The sequence below is a fragment of the Pantoea sp. 18069 genome, assembly GCF_902706035.1.
GTDB lineage: Bacteria > Pseudomonadota > Gammaproteobacteria > Burkholderiales > Burkholderiaceae_C > Comamonas.
The window spans coordinates 361,021-376,751 of the sequence record NZ_CACSJA010000001.1; the positions used below are offsets into that span (position 1 = coordinate 361,021).

The following is a 15,731-nucleotide window of genomic DNA, read 5'->3' on the forward strand; positions in this document are numbered from 1 at the left end:
TGGTGATTTCTTTGCCGCAGTGGAAACTATTCACCGGTTGCTGTTACTCAGCAAAGAAGGACCCAGCGTCACCTCGTTGCAATCGCCGTCCCGGCGGTAGGAAAAGTGATGGGCCAGCCTGCGCACGAAATGAATGCCCAATCCCCCTATTTCGCGATCATCCAGGCAAACGCCCACATCAGGCTCCTCAATGCCTGTCGGATCAAAGGCCGGACCTCGGTCGCGGACCACGCACTGCAAAATCTCCGGCGGCAGGAAATCAACCTGCACAGACACCGGACCGCCCTGGCTCCCATAGGCATGCATGGCCACATTGGTCAGCCACTCGTCCAGCATCAGGCCCAGCCTAGCGGCCGGGCCCGGAGGAACGCCCGATGCATCCGCCCAGGCTTCGAGCCGCTCAAAAAAAGCCGGCAATTCCTGGACCGTGCCATGCAGATCACACCTCAAGGAAACGGGATTCTTCATAAGCGACCGTTGAATCAGGGGCTGTTCGATACGAGAAGCGCAGGGCCAGCCGGGTGGCGTTGCGCCGTTGTCTGATTATTGTGACATGAGCACCCGCACACCCAACACCCCCCCGCGGGCCTTTGCCGGCCCCCTGCTCGAAGTCGGCGGCCTGTGGCTGCTGATCGTGCTCAGCGGCGTGCTGCTGATTGCAGGATTGCTCGACCATTGGCGCCAGCAGGAGCTGCAGACCATGGAGCGCGCGCAGCTCGAACTCACGCTGCTCGAGATCAAGGACGAGCTCGAAGGCGAGCTGTCGCTGGGAACGGAGCTGCAGCACACCCCGCGCATCCAGGACTTGCTCGAGAGCCATCTGCAGAAGGACCCGCAGCTCTACAGCCTGGACGTACTGGACCAGGACGGCCGCGCACTTTTCAGCACCGACCGCGGCACCGTGGGCGAGCCCCTGCCGCCGCTCGCGCAGGCTGCGGCGCTGCAGGGCGCCGCGCGGCACCGGCCCTGGCACGCGCTGATAGAGTCGACGCCGATGATGGGCGTCGATATGCGCACCCCGTTTGGCGAGACCGCGGGCCATGTGAGCGCAACCTATGCCTCGCGTGCAACCGACTACCTTTCCGACCCGATACTGACGCCTGCGCTGCTGCTCGGCCTGCTGGCCACGGCCCTGGCCGGCATGGCCGCGATCTGGCTGGCCACGGCCCCCCAGCGTCGGCTGCGGCAGGCGCAGTCGCTCGGCCGGCTCGCGCAGATCGATGCGCAGCTCGCGGCCACGGGCCGGAGGCTGGACGACGGTTCGCAACGGCTGGACGCCGTGGAGCGCATCGAATGATACGCAGACACGCCAGGCGAAGTGCGCGTGAATGGACCGCGGTACAGCTGGGCTGCGCGGCAGCCGTGCTGCTGGCCTTGGCCGCGGCCTTTCTGTCGCACATCCATCACAGCCAGATGCAGGCGGTGCGCGAACAGGCGGCGCAAACGCGCGCGCAGCTGATGGCGCAATCCATAGCCCAGCGTCTTGCGCATGGCACCGCCGCCGGCATTCCTTTGGACAAGCTCGTGGGGGTGGCGGAATTTTTCGAGCGCTGGCACAGGAGCCATCCCGAAGTCACGCGCATCGCGGTGCATGACCTCGATGGTCGATTGCTCTGGAGCAGCCATGCGCAGACCGCGCCTTCCGCGCGTGATATCAGCGCCGGCAGCGCCGATATCGCGCCCGCCGGCATACCGCAGGCGCGCGTGCGTGTGCAGCTGTACAACGGCAGCCTGCAGGGGCTGGGCGAGCGTCTGGCGCTGCTCGTTCCCGCGGTGCTGCTGGTCAGCGCGCTGGCCTACCTCGGCGCCCTCTTCGCCTGCGCCCCGGGCCCCTGGCTGCGCAACCATGGCATGCGCATGATCGCGCGCTGGGCGGCGCGTGGCGACTACCGCCAGCTGCTGGTCCTGCCGCAACGCAAGCCGTTTGACCTGCGCGTGCAGGAAGTCGCGCATGCGATGCGCCGCGTGCACGAGCGCGTCACGCGCATGCGCCTGCTGATCGGCTCGCTGCGGCGCACCGAACCACAGCAGTTGCGGCGCGACTACCTCGACCAGGTGCTGCTGCAAATTGAAGGCCACGACCGCTTCGCCGACGCCGAACCGGCCATCGTCCGGCTCGTCGCCGTCCAGGTCCAGTCGCTGTGGATGGGCTTGCTGCTGTGCCTTGGCGCGCTCGCGCCGTTGACCTATGCGCTGCGCGTGTTCGCGCATGCCGGCGACAGCCCGGGCCCTTGGCAGCAGGCGCTGCCGGCCGCCTGCCTGGGCGTGCTCGTGCTCGCAGCGACGGCGGGCTGGAAGCTGGCCGCGCGGCTGCGCATGGCCACGCTCAGCCTGCTGGTCCTGAGCCATGCCGCGCTGCTGCTGGCGCCGCTGGCGATGCTGCTGGACAGCCATCCGCACCCCGGCTGGATCGCGGCCTGGAACGGCGCTTTCGCCGGCGCCGCGATGGCCGCCTGCACGCGCGCCCAGACCCACCCCGATGCACACCCCGGGTTCGCCCATGCCCAGCCCGGCATTCCCGGCGCCGCGCTGCTCGCCTGGTGGGGCGGCTTGCTGTGGCTGGCGCCCGCGCTCGGCTATTACGCCCATGCGGCGCTGCGCCCGGCCTGGGCCGTGCCGGCGCTGCTGCTGCCCATGCTCTGCGGGCTGTTTTTTGCGACGCGCTGGGATGTGGCCCACAGCCCCTGGCGGGTGCGCATGGCGGCCGCGCCGCGCGCTGGCGAACCCATGTGGCGCTGGGGCTTGCTGGGCCTTGCCGCAGGACTGGTGGCCGGCCCGCTGCTGCCGGGTCTTGCACTGTCCGGCACGAGCGCGCCGGCGGCCCTGCTGCAGCAATGCGCGCTGGGGGTCGGGCTGGCACTGGTCTGGTGCTGGCGGCAAGGGCCCCGGCCGCGCCAGGGCGCGCCCGCCCCGCGGTCGCCATGGCGCGGGCGCACCATGGCGCTGGTCGCGCTCGCATTGCTGCTTGCCGCCGGATCGCCCATGCCCTGGCCCATAGGACTCGAATGGCTGCAGCCTCTGCTGCAGGGCGTGCTGCTGGGGCTGCTGCTCGCCAAGGGCCTGGCCCAGGCCGCGCAGGCGCCGCAGGCCGCGACCAGCCTGCGGCTGCTGCTGGGCAGTGCGCTCGGGACCGGGCTGAGCGCAGTCGCCATCCTGCTGGGCCTGCAGGGCTGGCTGCCGGTTCTGGCGTTGCTGCTGCTGGCCCTGCTGGCCGCGGCACAACCGAGAGGCACCCATGTCGCTTAGATCACGTATTTTCTGCGCACTGGCCCTGGGCATTGCCTGCCTGGGTCTGCTGTGCGCGGCGCTGGTCTGGCAGACCCTGGCATATGCCCAGCAGCAACAGGCACGCCTGCTGCTGCAGACCCAGGCCTACGCCTGGGAGCAATGGCAAGGGCAGCAGATAGCCGCGCTGCAGCGCCTTGCCGCGCAGCTGGGCGACGGCCCGGCGCGCGCGCTCGAGCAGCGCATGCACGCCATGGCGAAAAACCACCCCGGCCTGCGCATCGACCTGTTTGACGAGAATGCGCAAAGGCTGGCCACGACCGCCGCAGGAGCCGATCCCGAGCCGCTGCTCGATCCGTTCGCTGCCGCGCCGCCCGCGCACGGCCTGCACCAACTGTCGGCACGCGAGTACAGCTGGCTGCAGCGCACGCGCGTCGGCCCGCAGGTGCTGGTGCTGAGCCAGGACGCCGTCGCGGTTGTGCCCGCGCTCGCACAACGCCTGGCAGGCCCGTTCCACATCCTCAACATGCGCGGGAATCCGGTGGCCGGCATTTCGGCAGACGAGCACTTTTTCGGCCAGGTCGTGGTGCCGGTGCGCGACGCGCAGGTGCTGACGCTGGCCGCCGGCGATCCGCGGCTGGCCGGACAGCCCGCGCTGCAACTCGTCAGCCAGCCCCTGGCCGGCGCCAGCGGCGGCGTGATCGGCAGCCTGGTCTGGAGCCGGCCGGTATCCGCCGACGTGCTGCAGGACCGCCTGTTTGCACAGCGCGTGGCCCTGCAGGCCGGCGCGGTGCTGTTGCTGGTCATGGGCGGGCTTTTCCTGTTCCTGCGCCATGCGCTGGATCCGCTGGCGCGCAACGTACAGGTATTGCAATCGCTGGCCCAGGGACAGACCGACGTCGCGCTGTATGCGGGCGAAGAGGATGCGCAGGACGAGTCGGGCAGCGTTGCGCGCGGCGTGCTGCAGATCCGCTCCGAACTGCTGAGCCTCGAGACCCTGCGCCAGGAACGCGTGCGCACCCGGCGCCAGCAGGAACGCCTGATCCGCGACCAGTTGCGCAGCCTGGCCGATAGCCTGGACCCCGCATCGCGCGAGGAAATCCTGCTGGCCCTGGGCTCGCAGGGCGGCGCCGGCACGCCGGCGCCGGGCGAGGCGCCGAACGGGCTCGCCGACCTGGCCGGCATCCTGGGCCGGATGTCGGGCCTGGTCAGCACCCAGCAAAACCGGCTGCTCAAGCTGCTGCGCGAAGTGCAGGCCTCGGTCCAGACCCAGGCGATGCTCGCCAGCCTGCAGCAGGAGCTGGAGATCGCGCGCGAGATGCAGCTGTCGATTCTTCCGCGCCAGACGCCGAACCGGCCCGAGATCGAAATTGCCGCGACGATGATCGCGGCCAAGGAAATCGGCGGCGACTTCTACGACTACTTCGCGATCGACGACGACCACCTGGCCATCGTGATCGCCGACGTGTCGGGCAAGGGCGTGCCCGCGGCCTTCTTCATGGCCATCTCGCGCACCCTGCTCAAGAGCAACGGCCTGTTCCTGCGCACGCCGGGCGCGACCATTGCCGCGCTCAACGACCAGCTGTGCACCGAGAACGACCAGATGATGTTCGTCACGGTGTTCTATGCGGTGCTGCAGCTGTCCAGCGGCCAGCTGACCTACGTGAATGCGGGCCACAACCCGCCCATCCTGGTACAGCAGGGAATAGCGCAGTTTTTTCCCAAGGGCCGCAACATGGGCCTGGCCGTGCTCGAAGACCAGCAATACCACGAAGGCACGCTGCAGCTGCGCGCGGGCGACAGCCTGCTGCTTTACACCGACGGTGTCACCGAAGCCACCGATGCGCACAGCGCCCTGTTCGGAGATGCGCGGCTGCTGCAGGTGGTGCAATCATTCAAGGCCCAGCCCGACCGCCGGGGCGAGGCGCGACAACTGACCGAGCGCATCGTCGAGGAAGTGCGGCACTTCGAAGCCGGTGCGGCCCAGGCCGACGACATCACCGTCGTGGCCCTGACCTACAAGGGCGGCGCGCAATGACCCGGCGGCATCGCATCGGGCAGCCGCCGCGCAAAGCGCAGCATGCGCCGCCCCCCATCGACGACTTCCGCCACGCCCCCATAGCCGCTGGCCGCGGCGGCGCACAGCTGCGCGAAGTCGTCGCCCGCGATCAGCCGGCTGTCCTGCAGATCCCAGCGCTGGCGCCCGAGCAGGTCGATCTGCAGCACATGGCGGCGCAGTCCGTCGATCACCCCCGTCCATTCGATCCACATGCCGTGCGCGAGCAGGTTGTGCCGGCTCGCCGCGTTGTGCAGCGACACCACGGCCAGGCACAGCGGCCGGTCATAGGCCTGGGCGACCGCACAGCGCAGCCGCAGCAGCAAGGCCTGCAACTTGTTTCCACGCCAGGGAGCGCGCACCATGCAGCTCGCCAGATGCGCCACGCCCGCCTGGCGGCCCGTGGGCATGCCGACCACGGCACCCAGATGACCGTCCTCGCCCGCGGCCGGCATGCCGAGCATCGCGTAGGCCACGAGTTCCTCGCCGAGAAACACGCCAATGCACTCACCCCGGGGCAGCGAGTTCTGCGCAAAGAATGCGGCTTCGTCGGCCTCGCGCACATAGAGGTCGGGGTGGGCGAGCCCCGCGAGCACTTCGTTGCGCAACTGCATCCAGGCGGCGAAATCCGCCGGCGTCAACGCCCGCAAAGTGGCACTTGGCAGTTGCGCCAGGATGCCCGGAGCGGGGAAGGCGGGCGGCAGATTCATGGGCAAGCAACAGCTCCAGCAAAGAGGACAGGGGCCTGCCAGGCAAGTGGCAGCATATGCCTCGACTATAGAACAGGGGCTGGCGCATGAGCAGCGCCGCACGCACCCTCGGACGCGAAGCGCTGCTGTTTTCCACGCTCTGCGCCGTCGTGCTGTTCGGCCTGTCGCTGGTGCTGATCACCTGGCGCGTGCAGCAGTTGCTGACCGACCTGTCGCAGCAGCGCCTGCTGCGCCTGAGCCAGCAGATCAGCCAGGAAGCCGAACGCGGCATGCGCTTTGGCGTCGCGCTGCCGCAGCAGACCGCCTGGCTGGACCGCCTGCAGCAACTCGGTGCGCAGGAGCCGCAGCTGCTCGCGCTGCAGTTGCAGGCCGCCGACGGCACGGTGATCGCGCAGGCCGGCGACGCGCAGCGCGCGGGTGCGATTCCCGCCTCCTGGCAGCGCCAGCTGGCGGCCGCGGCGCCGCCGCAGCCGTCGCTGGTCAAGAACGAAAACGCCCGGTTGCATATCGGGCGGGCATTGGCCGATGCCAGCGGGCAGACCAGTGCCCACCTCTGGCTCATCATCGACCTGCGCACGACACAGGCCCAGGCCCGCGCCGCCGCGCTGCGCATCCTGGGCCAGATAGCGCCGTTGCTGCTGCTCACGCTGGCACTGGTCTGGGTGGCTCTCTGGCGCCTGGGCCTGCAGTGGCAAGGCGCGGCGCGCACGCGCACCACGGCCTGGCTCGCGCTGTCTGCCGCGCTGGTCTGCGCCGCGACACCCCTGGCCATGGTCTGGAGCGCGCGCGAGACGGCGCGTCCGCTGGTCGCGCAGCAGATTGCCGAGAACGCCGATGCGATGGCGCACGCCCTGGGCCAGCAGGTCGCGCGCGCGCTCGATTACGGCATCCCCCTGGCGCAGCTGCAGGGCATGCGCGCGCTGTTCGACGATGCGCTGCAGCGCGCCCCGGAACTCGGCTATTTCGCCTTGCGCGACGCCGCCGCCGAGGAACTGCACACCACCGAGCAGCGCGGCCGCGGCGAAGGCAGCGGCCCGTCGGCGGCACAGGACCTGCGGCTGTCCCCCGCGACGCCACAGGGCGCACGCGTGGTGGTCGGCTACCCGACCGATTACGTCGACCGCCAGCTCGCCGGCATGCTGCTCGACCTGGCGCTGGCGCTGGTGGTGTCCGCGGTGCTGCTGCTCGAATGCGCGCGCGGGCGCTGGCAGCGCTCCCCGCTGGCCGGGCTCGCGGCGCAGCGCTTCGCACGATACGCAGCGGCCTTGCGCGGGACGGCCGTGCGCTGGACCGCGCTGCGGCGGCGCATGGCGCCGGCGTCCGCACCCGCCGCGCTGGGCCCCGACGCCACGGCGCAGATGACGCGGCTGCGCTTCATCATCTTCCTGATCGCGCTGTCCGAAGAGCTGCTGCGCCCGTTCTTCACGGTGTTCGCCATCGACATGCCGCCGCTGGGCCTGCAGTTGAGTGCGACCATGGTCGCGGGCCTGCCCGTCGCCGCCTTCATGGCGACGCTGGCACTGGCCCAGCCCGCGGGGCCGGCGCTGGCCCGGCGCATCGATCTGCGCTGGGGCCTGGTGCTGTCGGCACTGGTCGGCAGCCTGGCGCTCATGGCCACGGGATCGGCCGAGTCGGCGCTGACGCTGGTGGCGCTGCGCGCGTTCGCGGGCATGGCCTATGGGCTGGCGTTGATCCTCGCGCAGACAGCGCTGGTGCGCATCACGCCGCCGGCGCAGCGCGCGCGCGGAATGACGCAGATCGCGGGTGCGATCGTCGCCGCGGGCATCGTCGGCCCGCCATTTGGCGGCATGATCGCCGCCCAGGCCGGCCCCGCGGCGGGATTTGCGGCCTGCGCGCTGTGCATGCTGTTCGCGGCGATCGTCAGCCAGCGCCTGGCGCCGGTGCCGCGCGCCGCCACGGCCGGCTCGGCCACGGGCGGATGGCGCGGCTATGCGGCCGTCGTGCGCAACCCGCGCGCGCTGGCGGTGATTTTCGGCGCGGCGCTGCCCGCACGCCTGGTCGCGGTCACGCTGCTGGCCGTCGTCGTGCCGCTGCAGATGAGCGCGCTGCAACAACCCGCGGCCATGACCGGACGCGCGCTGCTGCTGTACTTCCTGGTGTTTGCGGCCAGCACCTCCTGGTTTGCGCAATGGTCCGATGCGAGCGGCAAGCGCGCGCCCTTCCTGATCGCGGGCGGGCTGGTCAGCGCGCTGGCCTGCTGGGCCTTGCCCGGCCTGGGCGGCGTGCCCGGCATGGCCGTCGGCTGCGCGCTGCTGGGCCTCGGGCAGGCGCTGCAGTCCTCGCCCCAGCTGGCGCTGGTCACGGAACTCTTCGAGCCCCACGCCGATCGCCCACAGCGCGCCACCCCCGAGCAGGCGCTGGCCGCCTTCCGGCTGCTCGAGCGGCTGGGCAGCATCGCCGCACCTTTCGCCACGGCCTGGGCAGTCTGGGCCTTTGGCTACGCGGGAGCGATGTGGGCCATCGGCCTGTTCCTCGCCGCGGTCACGCTGGGCATGCTGCCCGCGCTGCGCGGCGCCGCCCCCTCCATTTCCCTTCCACCTCTGCCCGGATCGCCATGAAACCCAACGCATTGCTTTCTCGCCTGCTGCGTGCTTCGCCCTGCCCTGCGCTGTGCCTGTGGCTGGCGCTGGGCAGCAGCGCCCAGGCCCAGACGCCCGCAGGCGGCGCGAACACGCCCATGCCGGCGGTGGCCGCATCGGCACCGGCGGGCCCCTTCACCATCGTGATGGTGTTGCCGCGCGCGCCGCAAAGCACCGAAGCCGGCTTTCGCAGCTACCTGGAACGCGAGAATGTCCCGGCGCGCTACGTCGAAGTGCATTACTCCGGCAACAAGCTCGAGGAGCAGGCGCTGCGCCAGCAGGTCGCGGCATTGCGCCCCGACCTGGTCTACGCCTGGGGCACGCCCACGTCCCTCGCGCTCGCCGGCCGCCACGATGAAAGCAACGCGGCCAACCCGTTGCGCAACACCCCCATCGTGTTCACCGAAGTCACGGACCCGGTCAGCGCCGGGCTGATCAAGAACCCGCTGCAGCCCGAGCGCAACATCACCGGCGTCAGCCATGTCGCGCCGCTCGACATCCAGTTCAACGCCATCCAGGCCTACCGGCCGTTTCGCCGGATCGGCTATCTGCACAACCCGGCAGAACCCAACTCGCTGACCATCCTGCGCAACCTGCAGGCACAGGCCCAGCGCCAGGGGCTGCAGGTGATCGAAGCCAGTCTCGGACTGAACGCCGAGCAGGCACCCGACCCCGCACAGATCGCGCCGCTGGTGGCCGACATCGCGGCGCGCGGCGCCGACCTGCTGTATGTCGGCCCCATCACCTTCCTGGCCTTCACCCACCGCGACGCGATCACTCAGGCAGCGCTGCGCCAGCAACTGCCGACGTTCTGCACCACGGAAAGCATAGTGCGGCGCGCGGGCTGCCTGTTCGGCCTGTTTTCCAACGACACCAACGTCGGCCGTTTTGCCGGGTCGATGGCGCGCCAGATCCTGGTCGAGAAAAAGCCGGTCAGCGCGATTGCGGCATCGACGCTGCAGCGCTTTTCGCTGCTGGTGAACATTCCCACGGCACAGGCGCTGGACCTGTATCCGCCCATGCTGCTGCTGAACGTGGCCGAAGTGATTCCCGCACCGTCGATGGCGCTGCGCTGACCCGGGGTGTGAGGGCCCTGCCGGAAAGCAGGGCAGCTACGCGCAGCGAGCCAGCCGCAGAGGTGCCAGCCGGGGCAGCCCTGGCCGCACCAGCGGCTCAGAAGTTCATGCCGCCTTCTGGATCACGCCCTTCAACGCATCCGAAAGCTCCTTGACGATGGTGCTCTGGATCTGCGTGAACATGCTCCACTGCTGGACTTCCTGCTGCATTTTCAGCATGTCGGCGGTGCTGGGGCTGTCACCCATTTCGCTGAGCGTTGCCTTGAGCGAGGCTTCGCGGCTGGAGGTGACCTGGGCGATCGTGCTGCTGATCGCGTTGAACGTCAGACCGGTGGTGTTATTCATGGTCGATTTCCTTTCATGCTCCCTGGCGGGAGAAACGGCTGCCTAGTTCAGGCGGGGGGGTCATGCGCGAGGAATCGCGCATTTCGGTTGCTGACAATGGCAGCGCACAATGCTCGAGCACCTCCTGTGCAGCAAGACAGGCATCGAGCAGCGCCGCCAGTTCGCGGTAGCGGTCCGGCGCAACGCCGGCCGCCATGCCCGCGCGCGCGCGCTGCTCCAGGCCCTGGAGCTGGACCTGGGTCTGTTCGCGCGCCTGCGCCGCATTCGCGCCAGACAGACGCTCTTCGAGCGGGCTCAGTGCATCGGGGCGCATCGTCCCCACGGCGTCGGGCAATAACAGTTTCATCGGCTGACCTCCAATCGTTTCGGGCCGTCAAACACCAGGTGATCGGGCGCGATGGCGGCAAGCCGCCAGCCGGCGCGCGCACCGCCGGGCTGCAGCTTGGCGCCATCGGCGAGCACCACATAGGGCGCCGCGCCACCCACCACGCTACGGATGGCGAACGGCAACCCGGCTTCGTCCAAGCTGAGCCGGCGCGCCGCGGCCGGCTCCTTGACGACCTGTATCCGCAGCAGAAAAGGCACGTCGCTGAGCGGCGTCTGCGCCGCGGCGAGCAGGCGTTCGAGCTGCGGGCGCTGCGTGGGACTGACTTCCACGGACAGCACCAGTTGCTCGCCATCCCAATGGGCCTGGGTGGCCGTCAGGCCCTGCGCGCCCAGCCAGCGCAGCACCTGCGGCCCTTGCTGCGATGCGACGCGCAGGCCATCGATGATCTCTATGCCTTCGGGCGCGCGTGCGCGCAGCTGCGCCAGCGTCTGCTGCTGCATGTCAGGCGTGACCACCACCCCGCGCACCTGCACCTTGCCCGCGCCCATAGGCGCAAACCGCAGGCTCAGGCCCTGCGCCGATCCGACATCCGTCAGCACATCGAATACTTCCTGCGCGGTGCGCACCGCGAGCCGCGGCAGCGGGCGCAGGCTCGACAGGGCTTGCGCCAGGCGGTCGAACTGTTCGGCGTTGTCGACCCAGCCGCTGACCGTGACACCGCCGTAGGCGTTGGCCACGACCCGCATGCGCAGCGCCGGGTCGGCCAGCGCGATCGCCAAAGTCGCTTCCTTGATCGCCTTTTCCTGCGCCTGCAGCGACAGCTGCGACGCGGCCGCCATTTCGCTGGCCGCGTCGGCCTGCGCGGATGCGGGCGCATGGCGCCAGACAGCCCAGCCCACGCCCAGCAGCACGAAGGCCAGCACCCCGACGGCGGCCAGCGGGCGCAGGCGCTGCGGCGGCGCAGCGCGCCGCGCCGGCCTGGGCGGCGGGGCCGCGGCGGCCTGCGGCGCGCCGGCAGGCGCCGCCTCGTGCGCGGGCTGCGGCACCGGTGCGTCCGCGGGGGGCAGCGCCAGTGCCGTCTCGACCGCAGTCCAGACCAGATGCGCGGCGCAGACCGTGGCATGCACCTGCCCGAGCAGCGCGGCCGCGCCCAGCGCAAAGCCGGGCGGCACTGGCGCACCGTCCTCGCCGGCCTGCGCCTGGTCTTGCGGCGACAGCACGAACCAGCGCCCGCCCTGCCACGACACCTGCAGCGGCGCACCCGCGTCCAGCCCGCAGTCGCTGAGCAGCACCTCGCAGTCACCCTCGCTGCCAACGCGCAGCAGCTCGCCGGCGGCCAGGGCCAGGCTTGCGCCCTGGTGGCAACCGGACAGGATGCGAAGCTCGATGTCCGGCAGCGGCTCGGCGGGCACCGGGCGGGCACTGAGATGGGCGTCGTGGTGCCTCATGCGCGCACCTCGCCCCCGGCCTGCGAACAATATCGGTTTTCGCCGCGCAATGGGCTACCCAACCCGGTGCGCACTCCATACAATCGATTCGCGTATTGGGTCAGAAAATCATCATCCTCATTGAATTGGTTACGCGCATGAATATCGAGACCGAGCACCGCGACGACATCCTCATCCTCCGCCCCCTGGGACGGCTCGACAGCAGCAACTCTCCCGAGCTCGAACACCTGCTGTCCGAGCACCTTGACGGCGGCTGCCAGCGCCTGGTGCTCGACTTCTCGGGCCTGAGCTACATCAGCTCCGCGGGCCTGCGCGTCGTGCTGCTGGCCGGCAAGAAGCTGCGCGCGAGCAAGGGCAAGATCGTGCTGGCCTCGCTGCAGGACATGGTGCGCGACGTCTTCGACATGAGCGGCTTTCTCACGCTGTTCGCCGTGGCCGAGTCGCTCGACGAAGGAGTGACCAAGGTCTGAATGCAGCGCAGGGGCGGGCTTCACAGGTCCACCCTTGCCAGCGGCTGGATATTGATCTCCTGCGTGAGCTCCTGGTAGGAAAGCACGGGCAGCTCGTACAGGTCCTGCTCTATCATCTTGCGCATGTAGCGGCGGATATCCATCGAGGTCAGCAGCACCGGCCGCTGCTGGCTCGCACCGATGTCGCCGACGGTCTTCTTGATGTTGTCCACGAGCGCCTTGCTCACCGCCGGATCGAGCGCGAGATAACTGCCCGCCGACGTCTGCCGGATCGCGCTGCGCACCGTGTCCTCGACCGCCGGCGCGAGCAGATACGCCGGCAGCACATTGTTCCCGCTCGAGTACTTGTTGCTGATGTGGCGCTTGAGCGTGGAGCGCACGTATTCGGTCAGCAGCACCGAATCCTTTTCCTTCTGGCCCCACTCGATCAGCGACTCGAGGATGGCGCGCAGATTGCGCACCGAGATGTCCTCCGACACCAGGCGCTGCAGGATTTCGGCGATCTTCTGTATCGGCAGCACGCGCGTCGATTCCTTGACCAGGTCCGGGAAGCGCCCTTCCATCGCGCTGAGCAGGAAGCGTGTTTCCTGGATGCCGATGAAGTCGGACGAATACTTCTTGAGCACGAAGGCCAGGTGGTAGGTCAGTACCTTGCTGGTATCCATGAAGCCTATGCCCGCGCGGGTCAGCGTGTCGCGCAGCGTATCGCTGACCCACAGCGTGGGAATGTGCGGCAGGAACGGGCGATCGCTTTCGTAGCGGATCTGCAGCGCATTCAGGTTGGTTTCGGTTTCGCGCACCAGCAGATAGCCAGGGCGCAACCGCCCCTGTGACACCGGCACCTCCGACAGCAGCAGGTTGTAGCTCTCGGGCGGCAACCCCGCGTTGAAACGCAGCTGGATGCCCGGAAACGGCACACCGAGATCGAAATACAGCGCGCGCCGGATCTTCAGCAGCTCCTCGTTGAGCACCGCGGAATCAAAGCTGGTCTGCAGGGCCGCGGCCACATCCATCAGCAGCGGCACCGTGGGCGCGAACTCATCGCTGCCATCGTTCCTGGGCTTGGACTGCTTGTCGCCCGCGGCCTGCATCGCCGGTACTTCGGTCACTTCGCCGGTCTTGGCATCGACCACGCGTCGCATGCCGTGCATGACGACGAAACCGATGCCGCCGACCACCACCGCGAGCACCAGGAACACCGGCAGCGGCATGCCCGGAATCATGCCCATGCCCAGCGCCACGGCGGCCGCGATCAACAGCGCGCGCGGCTGGGCCAGCACCTGGGCGCCGATGTCCTTGCCGACGTTGGACGGGCCGTCGCCGGTCTGCACGCGCGTGACGATCATGCCCGCGCAGATGGCGATGAACAGCGCCGGGATCTGTGCGATCAGGCCGTCGCCTATGGTCAGCACCGAATAGGTCTTGACCGCGTCGGCGGCCGTCATGCCGCGCTGCATGGTGCCGATCACGATGCCGCCGAGCAGGTTGACGGCAACGATGATCAGCCCCGCGATCGCATCGCCCTTGACGAACTTCATCGCCCCGTCCATCGCGCCGTAGAGCTGGCTTTCCTTCTCGACGATGCCGCGGCGGCGCTTGGCCTCCTCCATGTCGATGGTGCCGGCGCGCATGTCGCCGTCGATCGACATCTGCTTGCCGGGCATCGCGTCGAGCGAGAAGCGCGCCGCGACTTCGGCCACGCGCTCGGCGCCCTTGGTGATCACCACGAACTGCACGATGGTCAGGATCAGGAACACCACCAGGCCGACCACCAGATTGCCGCCGACGACGAAGTTGCCGAAAGTGTCGATGATGTGGCCCGCGTCGCCCTGCAGCAGGATCAGCCGCGTGGTGGCGATGGAAATGCCCAGGCGAAACAGCGTGGTCACGAGCAGCACCGAGGGAAAGGACGAAAAGGCCAGCGGCGACGGCAGATACATCGCGACCATCAGCAAGATCGCCGAGATCGTCATGTTGATGCCGATCAGCGTATCCACGAGCCAGGTCGGCAGCGGCAGGATCATCATGAAGATGACCGCCACCAGGAAAAACGCCAGGATCAGGTCATTGCGGCTGGTGGCCAGCTGGACCGCACGCTGCAAACGGGCAAAGGCAACAGACTGCGACATGAAGGGACCGTTCAAGAATCAGGCGGATGTCAGCGGTGCGAGCCGCACGGGAATCGTCAGCATGGCGAGATGGGCGCGCATCGCGCTTGCCGCCTCCTCAGGCTGCTCCAGCGCCTGCAGCGCCTGGGCCCTGACCAGATGGAATTCGGCCCCCATCGCGCCCAGGATCGCCAGGCGCTCGAGCGTCTGCAGGGCTTTCGTGGGCTTGGCCGAGCGCACCTGCGCCAGCGCCAGCGACAGCAGCGCGCGCGCATCGTCGGGCACCAGCAGGTCACGCGCAAGCAGCAGCACCGCCGCCTTGTCGGGCAGGCCATGCTGCAGGTAGATGTAGGCCAGCAAGTCCATGAACTCGACCTCCTGGCGGCCGGCGCCCTGTGGCGTCGTCGCCGGGCGCGCGGCGGGCTCCAGATCGGGGGATTCCACCGCCATCATCAGCCCTGGTAGAGCGCGCTGCGGTACATCTGCACCAGCTCACGCAGGCTGGATTCCTCGCCCAGCAGCCGCGCGGCGCGGTTCAGCCGCCGGGCCTCGTCGGATTCGCCGGGCCGCTGCTGCGCGGCCTCGCGCACCAGTTGGTGGGCCGCGCCCAGCGCCGCATGGAACCGCCCCGGCGACAGCAGGCCGCGGCTCTCCAGTTGCGGGCGCAGCGCAGCGTCCAGCCGGTCATCCATTGACGCTTCCTGCAGCAGGTTGTCAAGCTGTGCGCGCACGCCCATGTCGGGCGGGGGCGTGTCGCCGCGCTCGGGCATGGCCGCCCCGGTTTCATGGCGCGCGTGCGTGATGCTTTCAATGCCCCGGTCGAAAACCAGGCTGTTGAAGCGGATGTCTGACATGGGCGTCCTTCAGGTGCGGAGTTCCGGCGAGGGCATGGAGGTCACGGGGCTCTCCATCTGCTCCATAGGTAACCCCGCAGGCGCAACAGTTCCATGCGCGCGCGCAAAACCGCCACATCCTGGCGCTTCAGGCCATGCCCCGCGCCTGCGCAATCCAGGCCTGCAGATGGCCGGCCAGCCTGTGCATTTCGCGCGCACTGAAGCGCTCCAGCGGCAGGCGCGTGCCCACCACCAGCCACTGCCCCTGCGCGGTGGTGCGCACGCCGACCTGCACCGGATCCGCGGCGCACTCGCTGCGCGCTGCCCGCTGCATGGCCTTGAGCACCAGCGCCGCGAGGTCGTAGGGCACGGGTTCGGCATGGTGCAGCACCACCTCGTCGCCCTGGGTCGACACGCCCAGCAGCGCGCCCGAAGCCAGCCGCAGCTGCAGGCTCCCGCCCGGGCCCGGCGCGAGCGCGGGCAGGCCGATGTCCTCGCCGAACTCCGCCAACACCTGTGTCAGCTGCGCCAT

15 protein-coding genes are annotated in these 15,731 nt (G+C 69.3%); 6 read left to right on the forward strand and 9 right to left on the reverse strand.

The genetic code is table 11. From position 1 onward, the window contains the following. Positions 1-30 precede the first annotated feature (30 nt). The gene (locus GVL12_RS01745) at positions 31-468 is read right to left on the reverse strand and encodes an ATP-binding protein (protein ID WP_159910906.1); all 438 of its coding nucleotides are present in this window, start codon (positions 466-468) and stop codon (positions 31-33) included. Positions 469-553: 85 nt separating this feature from the next. Between GVL12_RS01745 and GVL12_RS01750 the strand changes: the two genes are divergently transcribed. From GVL12_RS01750 to GVL12_RS01760, 3 genes are read left to right on the forward strand one after another with little or no spacing between them, the layout of a single operon-like run. After that, entirely contained in the window at positions 554-1,297 is a 744-nt protein-coding gene (locus GVL12_RS01750; RefSeq protein ID WP_159910907.1) for a PDC sensor domain-containing protein, read from the forward strand. Next, positions 1,294-3,246 (forward strand): hypothetical protein, encoded by a 1,953-nt coding sequence (locus tag GVL12_RS01755; RefSeq protein ID WP_159910908.1) that lies wholly within the window; start codon positions 1,294-1,296, stop codon positions 3,244-3,246. The genes GVL12_RS01750 and GVL12_RS01755 overlap by 4 nt, the downstream gene beginning before the upstream one ends. Next, positions 3,236-5,263, forward strand: coding sequence for a PP2C family protein-serine/threonine phosphatase (locus GVL12_RS01760; protein ID WP_159910909.1), 2,028 nt, complete (start codon positions 3,236-3,238; stop codon positions 5,261-5,263). The genes GVL12_RS01755 and GVL12_RS01760 overlap by 11 nt, the downstream gene beginning before the upstream one ends. Here GVL12_RS01760 and GVL12_RS01765 read toward each other — a convergent pair. Then, entirely contained in the window at positions 5,242-5,991 is a 750-nt protein-coding gene (locus GVL12_RS01765) for a hypothetical protein (RefSeq protein WP_159910910.1), read from the reverse strand. The two genes, GVL12_RS01760 and GVL12_RS01765, sit on opposite strands and share 22 nt — an antisense overlap. A gap of 86 nt (positions 5,992-6,077) precedes the next feature. Here GVL12_RS01765 and GVL12_RS01770 point away from each other — a divergent pair, with 86 nt between their 5' ends. Together GVL12_RS01770 and GVL12_RS01775 are read left to right on the forward strand one after the other, a co-directional pair. Beyond that, complete coding sequence (locus tag GVL12_RS01770) at positions 6,078-8,570, forward strand: MFS transporter (RefSeq protein WP_159910911.1); 2,493 nt, start codon at positions 6,078-6,080, stop codon at positions 8,568-8,570. Next, positions 8,567-9,667, forward strand: coding sequence for an ABC transporter substrate-binding protein (locus GVL12_RS01775; RefSeq protein ID WP_159910912.1), 1,101 nt, complete (start codon positions 8,567-8,569; stop codon positions 9,665-9,667). The genes GVL12_RS01770 and GVL12_RS01775 overlap by 4 nt, the downstream gene beginning before the upstream one ends. Before the next feature lie 105 nt (positions 9,668-9,772). Here GVL12_RS01775 and GVL12_RS01780 read toward each other — a convergent pair whose 3' ends face one another. From GVL12_RS01780 to sctD, 3 genes are read right to left on the reverse strand one after another with little or no spacing between them, the layout of a single operon-like run. Continuing rightward, positions 9,773-10,012, reverse strand: coding sequence for an EscF/YscF/HrpA family type III secretion system needle major subunit (locus GVL12_RS01780; RefSeq protein ID WP_159910913.1), 240 nt, complete (start codon positions 10,010-10,012; stop codon positions 9,773-9,775). A gap of 13 nt (positions 10,013-10,025) precedes the next feature. After that, on the reverse strand, positions 10,026-10,358 hold the full coding sequence (locus tag GVL12_RS01785; protein ID WP_159910914.1) for an EscE/YscE/SsaE family type III secretion system needle protein co-chaperone: 333 nt from the start codon (positions 10,356-10,358) through the stop codon (positions 10,026-10,028). Further along, on the reverse strand, positions 10,355-11,788 hold the full coding sequence (gene sctD / locus GVL12_RS01790) for a type III secretion system inner membrane ring subunit SctD (protein WP_159910915.1): 1,434 nt from the start codon (positions 11,786-11,788) through the stop codon (positions 10,355-10,357). The genes GVL12_RS01785 and sctD overlap by 4 nt, the downstream gene beginning before the upstream one ends. A 137-nt stretch (positions 11,789-11,925) precedes the next feature. Between sctD and GVL12_RS01795 the strand changes: the two genes are divergently transcribed. After that, positions 11,926-12,258, forward strand: a complete 333-nt coding sequence (locus GVL12_RS01795) for an STAS domain-containing protein (RefSeq protein ID WP_159910916.1) — start codon at positions 11,926-11,928, stop codon at positions 12,256-12,258. 20 nt (positions 12,259-12,278) lie between these two features. On the opposite strand, the gene sctV is transcribed toward GVL12_RS01795, so the two are convergent. The 4 genes from sctV to GVL12_RS01815 form a co-directional block, all read right to left on the reverse strand. Further along, positions 12,279-14,387, reverse strand: coding sequence for a type III secretion system export apparatus subunit SctV (sctV, locus tag GVL12_RS01800; protein WP_159910917.1), 2,109 nt, complete (start codon positions 14,385-14,387; stop codon positions 12,279-12,281). Positions 14,388-14,405: 18 nt separating this feature from the next. After that, on the reverse strand, positions 14,406-14,816 hold the full coding sequence (locus GVL12_RS01805; RefSeq protein ID WP_200843420.1) for a hypothetical protein: 411 nt from the start codon (positions 14,814-14,816) through the stop codon (positions 14,406-14,408). Between the two features lie 2 nt (positions 14,817-14,818). Beyond that, positions 14,819-15,220 carry a hypothetical protein gene (locus tag GVL12_RS01810; protein ID WP_159910918.1) on the reverse strand — a complete coding sequence of 134 codons (402 nt, stop codon included), beginning with the start codon at positions 15,218-15,220 and terminating at the stop codon, positions 14,819-14,821. A gap of 127 nt (positions 15,221-15,347) precedes the next feature. Next, positions 15,348-15,731 (reverse strand): hypothetical protein, encoded by a 384-nt coding sequence (locus GVL12_RS01815; RefSeq protein WP_159910919.1) that lies wholly within the window; start codon positions 15,729-15,731, stop codon positions 15,348-15,350.

Excerpts from the sequence above, each read along its gene's own strand:
- GVL12_RS01775 (WP_159910912.1), top strand. The coding sequence starts at position 8,567 with ATGAAACCCAACGCATTGCTTTCTCGCCTGCTGCGTGCTTCGCCCTGC.
- GVL12_RS01805 (WP_200843420.1), bottom strand. The coding sequence starts at position 14,816 with ATGGCGGTGGAATCCCCCGATCTGGAGCCCGCCGCGCGCCCGGCGACG.
- GVL12_RS01795 (WP_159910916.1), top strand. The coding sequence starts at position 11,926 with ATGAATATCGAGACCGAGCACCGCGACGACATCCTCATCCTCCGCCCC.
- GVL12_RS01780 (WP_159910913.1), bottom strand. The coding sequence starts at position 10,012 with ATGAATAACACCACCGGTCTGACGTTCAACGCGATCAGCAGCACGATC.
- GVL12_RS01760 (WP_159910909.1), top strand. The coding sequence starts at position 3,236 with ATGTCGCTTAGATCACGTATTTTCTGCGCACTGGCCCTGGGCATTGCC.
- GVL12_RS01745 (WP_159910906.1), bottom strand. The coding sequence starts at position 468 with ATGAAGAATCCCGTTTCCTTGAGGTGTGATCTGCATGGCACGGTCCAG.
- GVL12_RS01765 (WP_159910910.1), bottom strand. The coding sequence starts at position 5,991 with ATGAATCTGCCGCCCGCCTTCCCCGCTCCGGGCATCCTGGCGCAACTG.
- GVL12_RS01770 (WP_159910911.1), top strand. The coding sequence starts at position 6,078 with ATGAGCAGCGCCGCACGCACCCTCGGACGCGAAGCGCTGCTGTTTTCC.
- GVL12_RS01810 (WP_159910918.1), bottom strand. The coding sequence starts at position 15,220 with ATGTCAGACATCCGCTTCAACAGCCTGGTTTTCGACCGGGGCATTGAA.
- GVL12_RS01750 (WP_159910907.1), top strand. The coding sequence starts at position 554 with ATGAGCACCCGCACACCCAACACCCCCCCGCGGGCCTTTGCCGGCCCC.
- GVL12_RS01785 (WP_159910914.1), bottom strand. The coding sequence starts at position 10,358 with ATGAAACTGTTATTGCCCGACGCCGTGGGGACGATGCGCCCCGATGCA.
- sctD (WP_159910915.1), bottom strand. The coding sequence starts at position 11,788 with ATGAGGCACCACGACGCCCATCTCAGTGCCCGCCCGGTGCCCGCCGAG.
- sctV (WP_159910917.1), bottom strand. The coding sequence starts at position 14,387 with ATGTCGCAGTCTGTTGCCTTTGCCCGTTTGCAGCGTGCGGTCCAGCTG.
- GVL12_RS01755 (WP_159910908.1), top strand. The coding sequence starts at position 1,294 with ATGATACGCAGACACGCCAGGCGAAGTGCGCGTGAATGGACCGCGGTA.
- GVL12_RS01815 (WP_159910919.1), bottom strand. The coding sequence starts at position 15,731 with ATGGCGCAGCTGACACAGGTGTTGGCGGAGTTCGGCGAGGACATCGGC.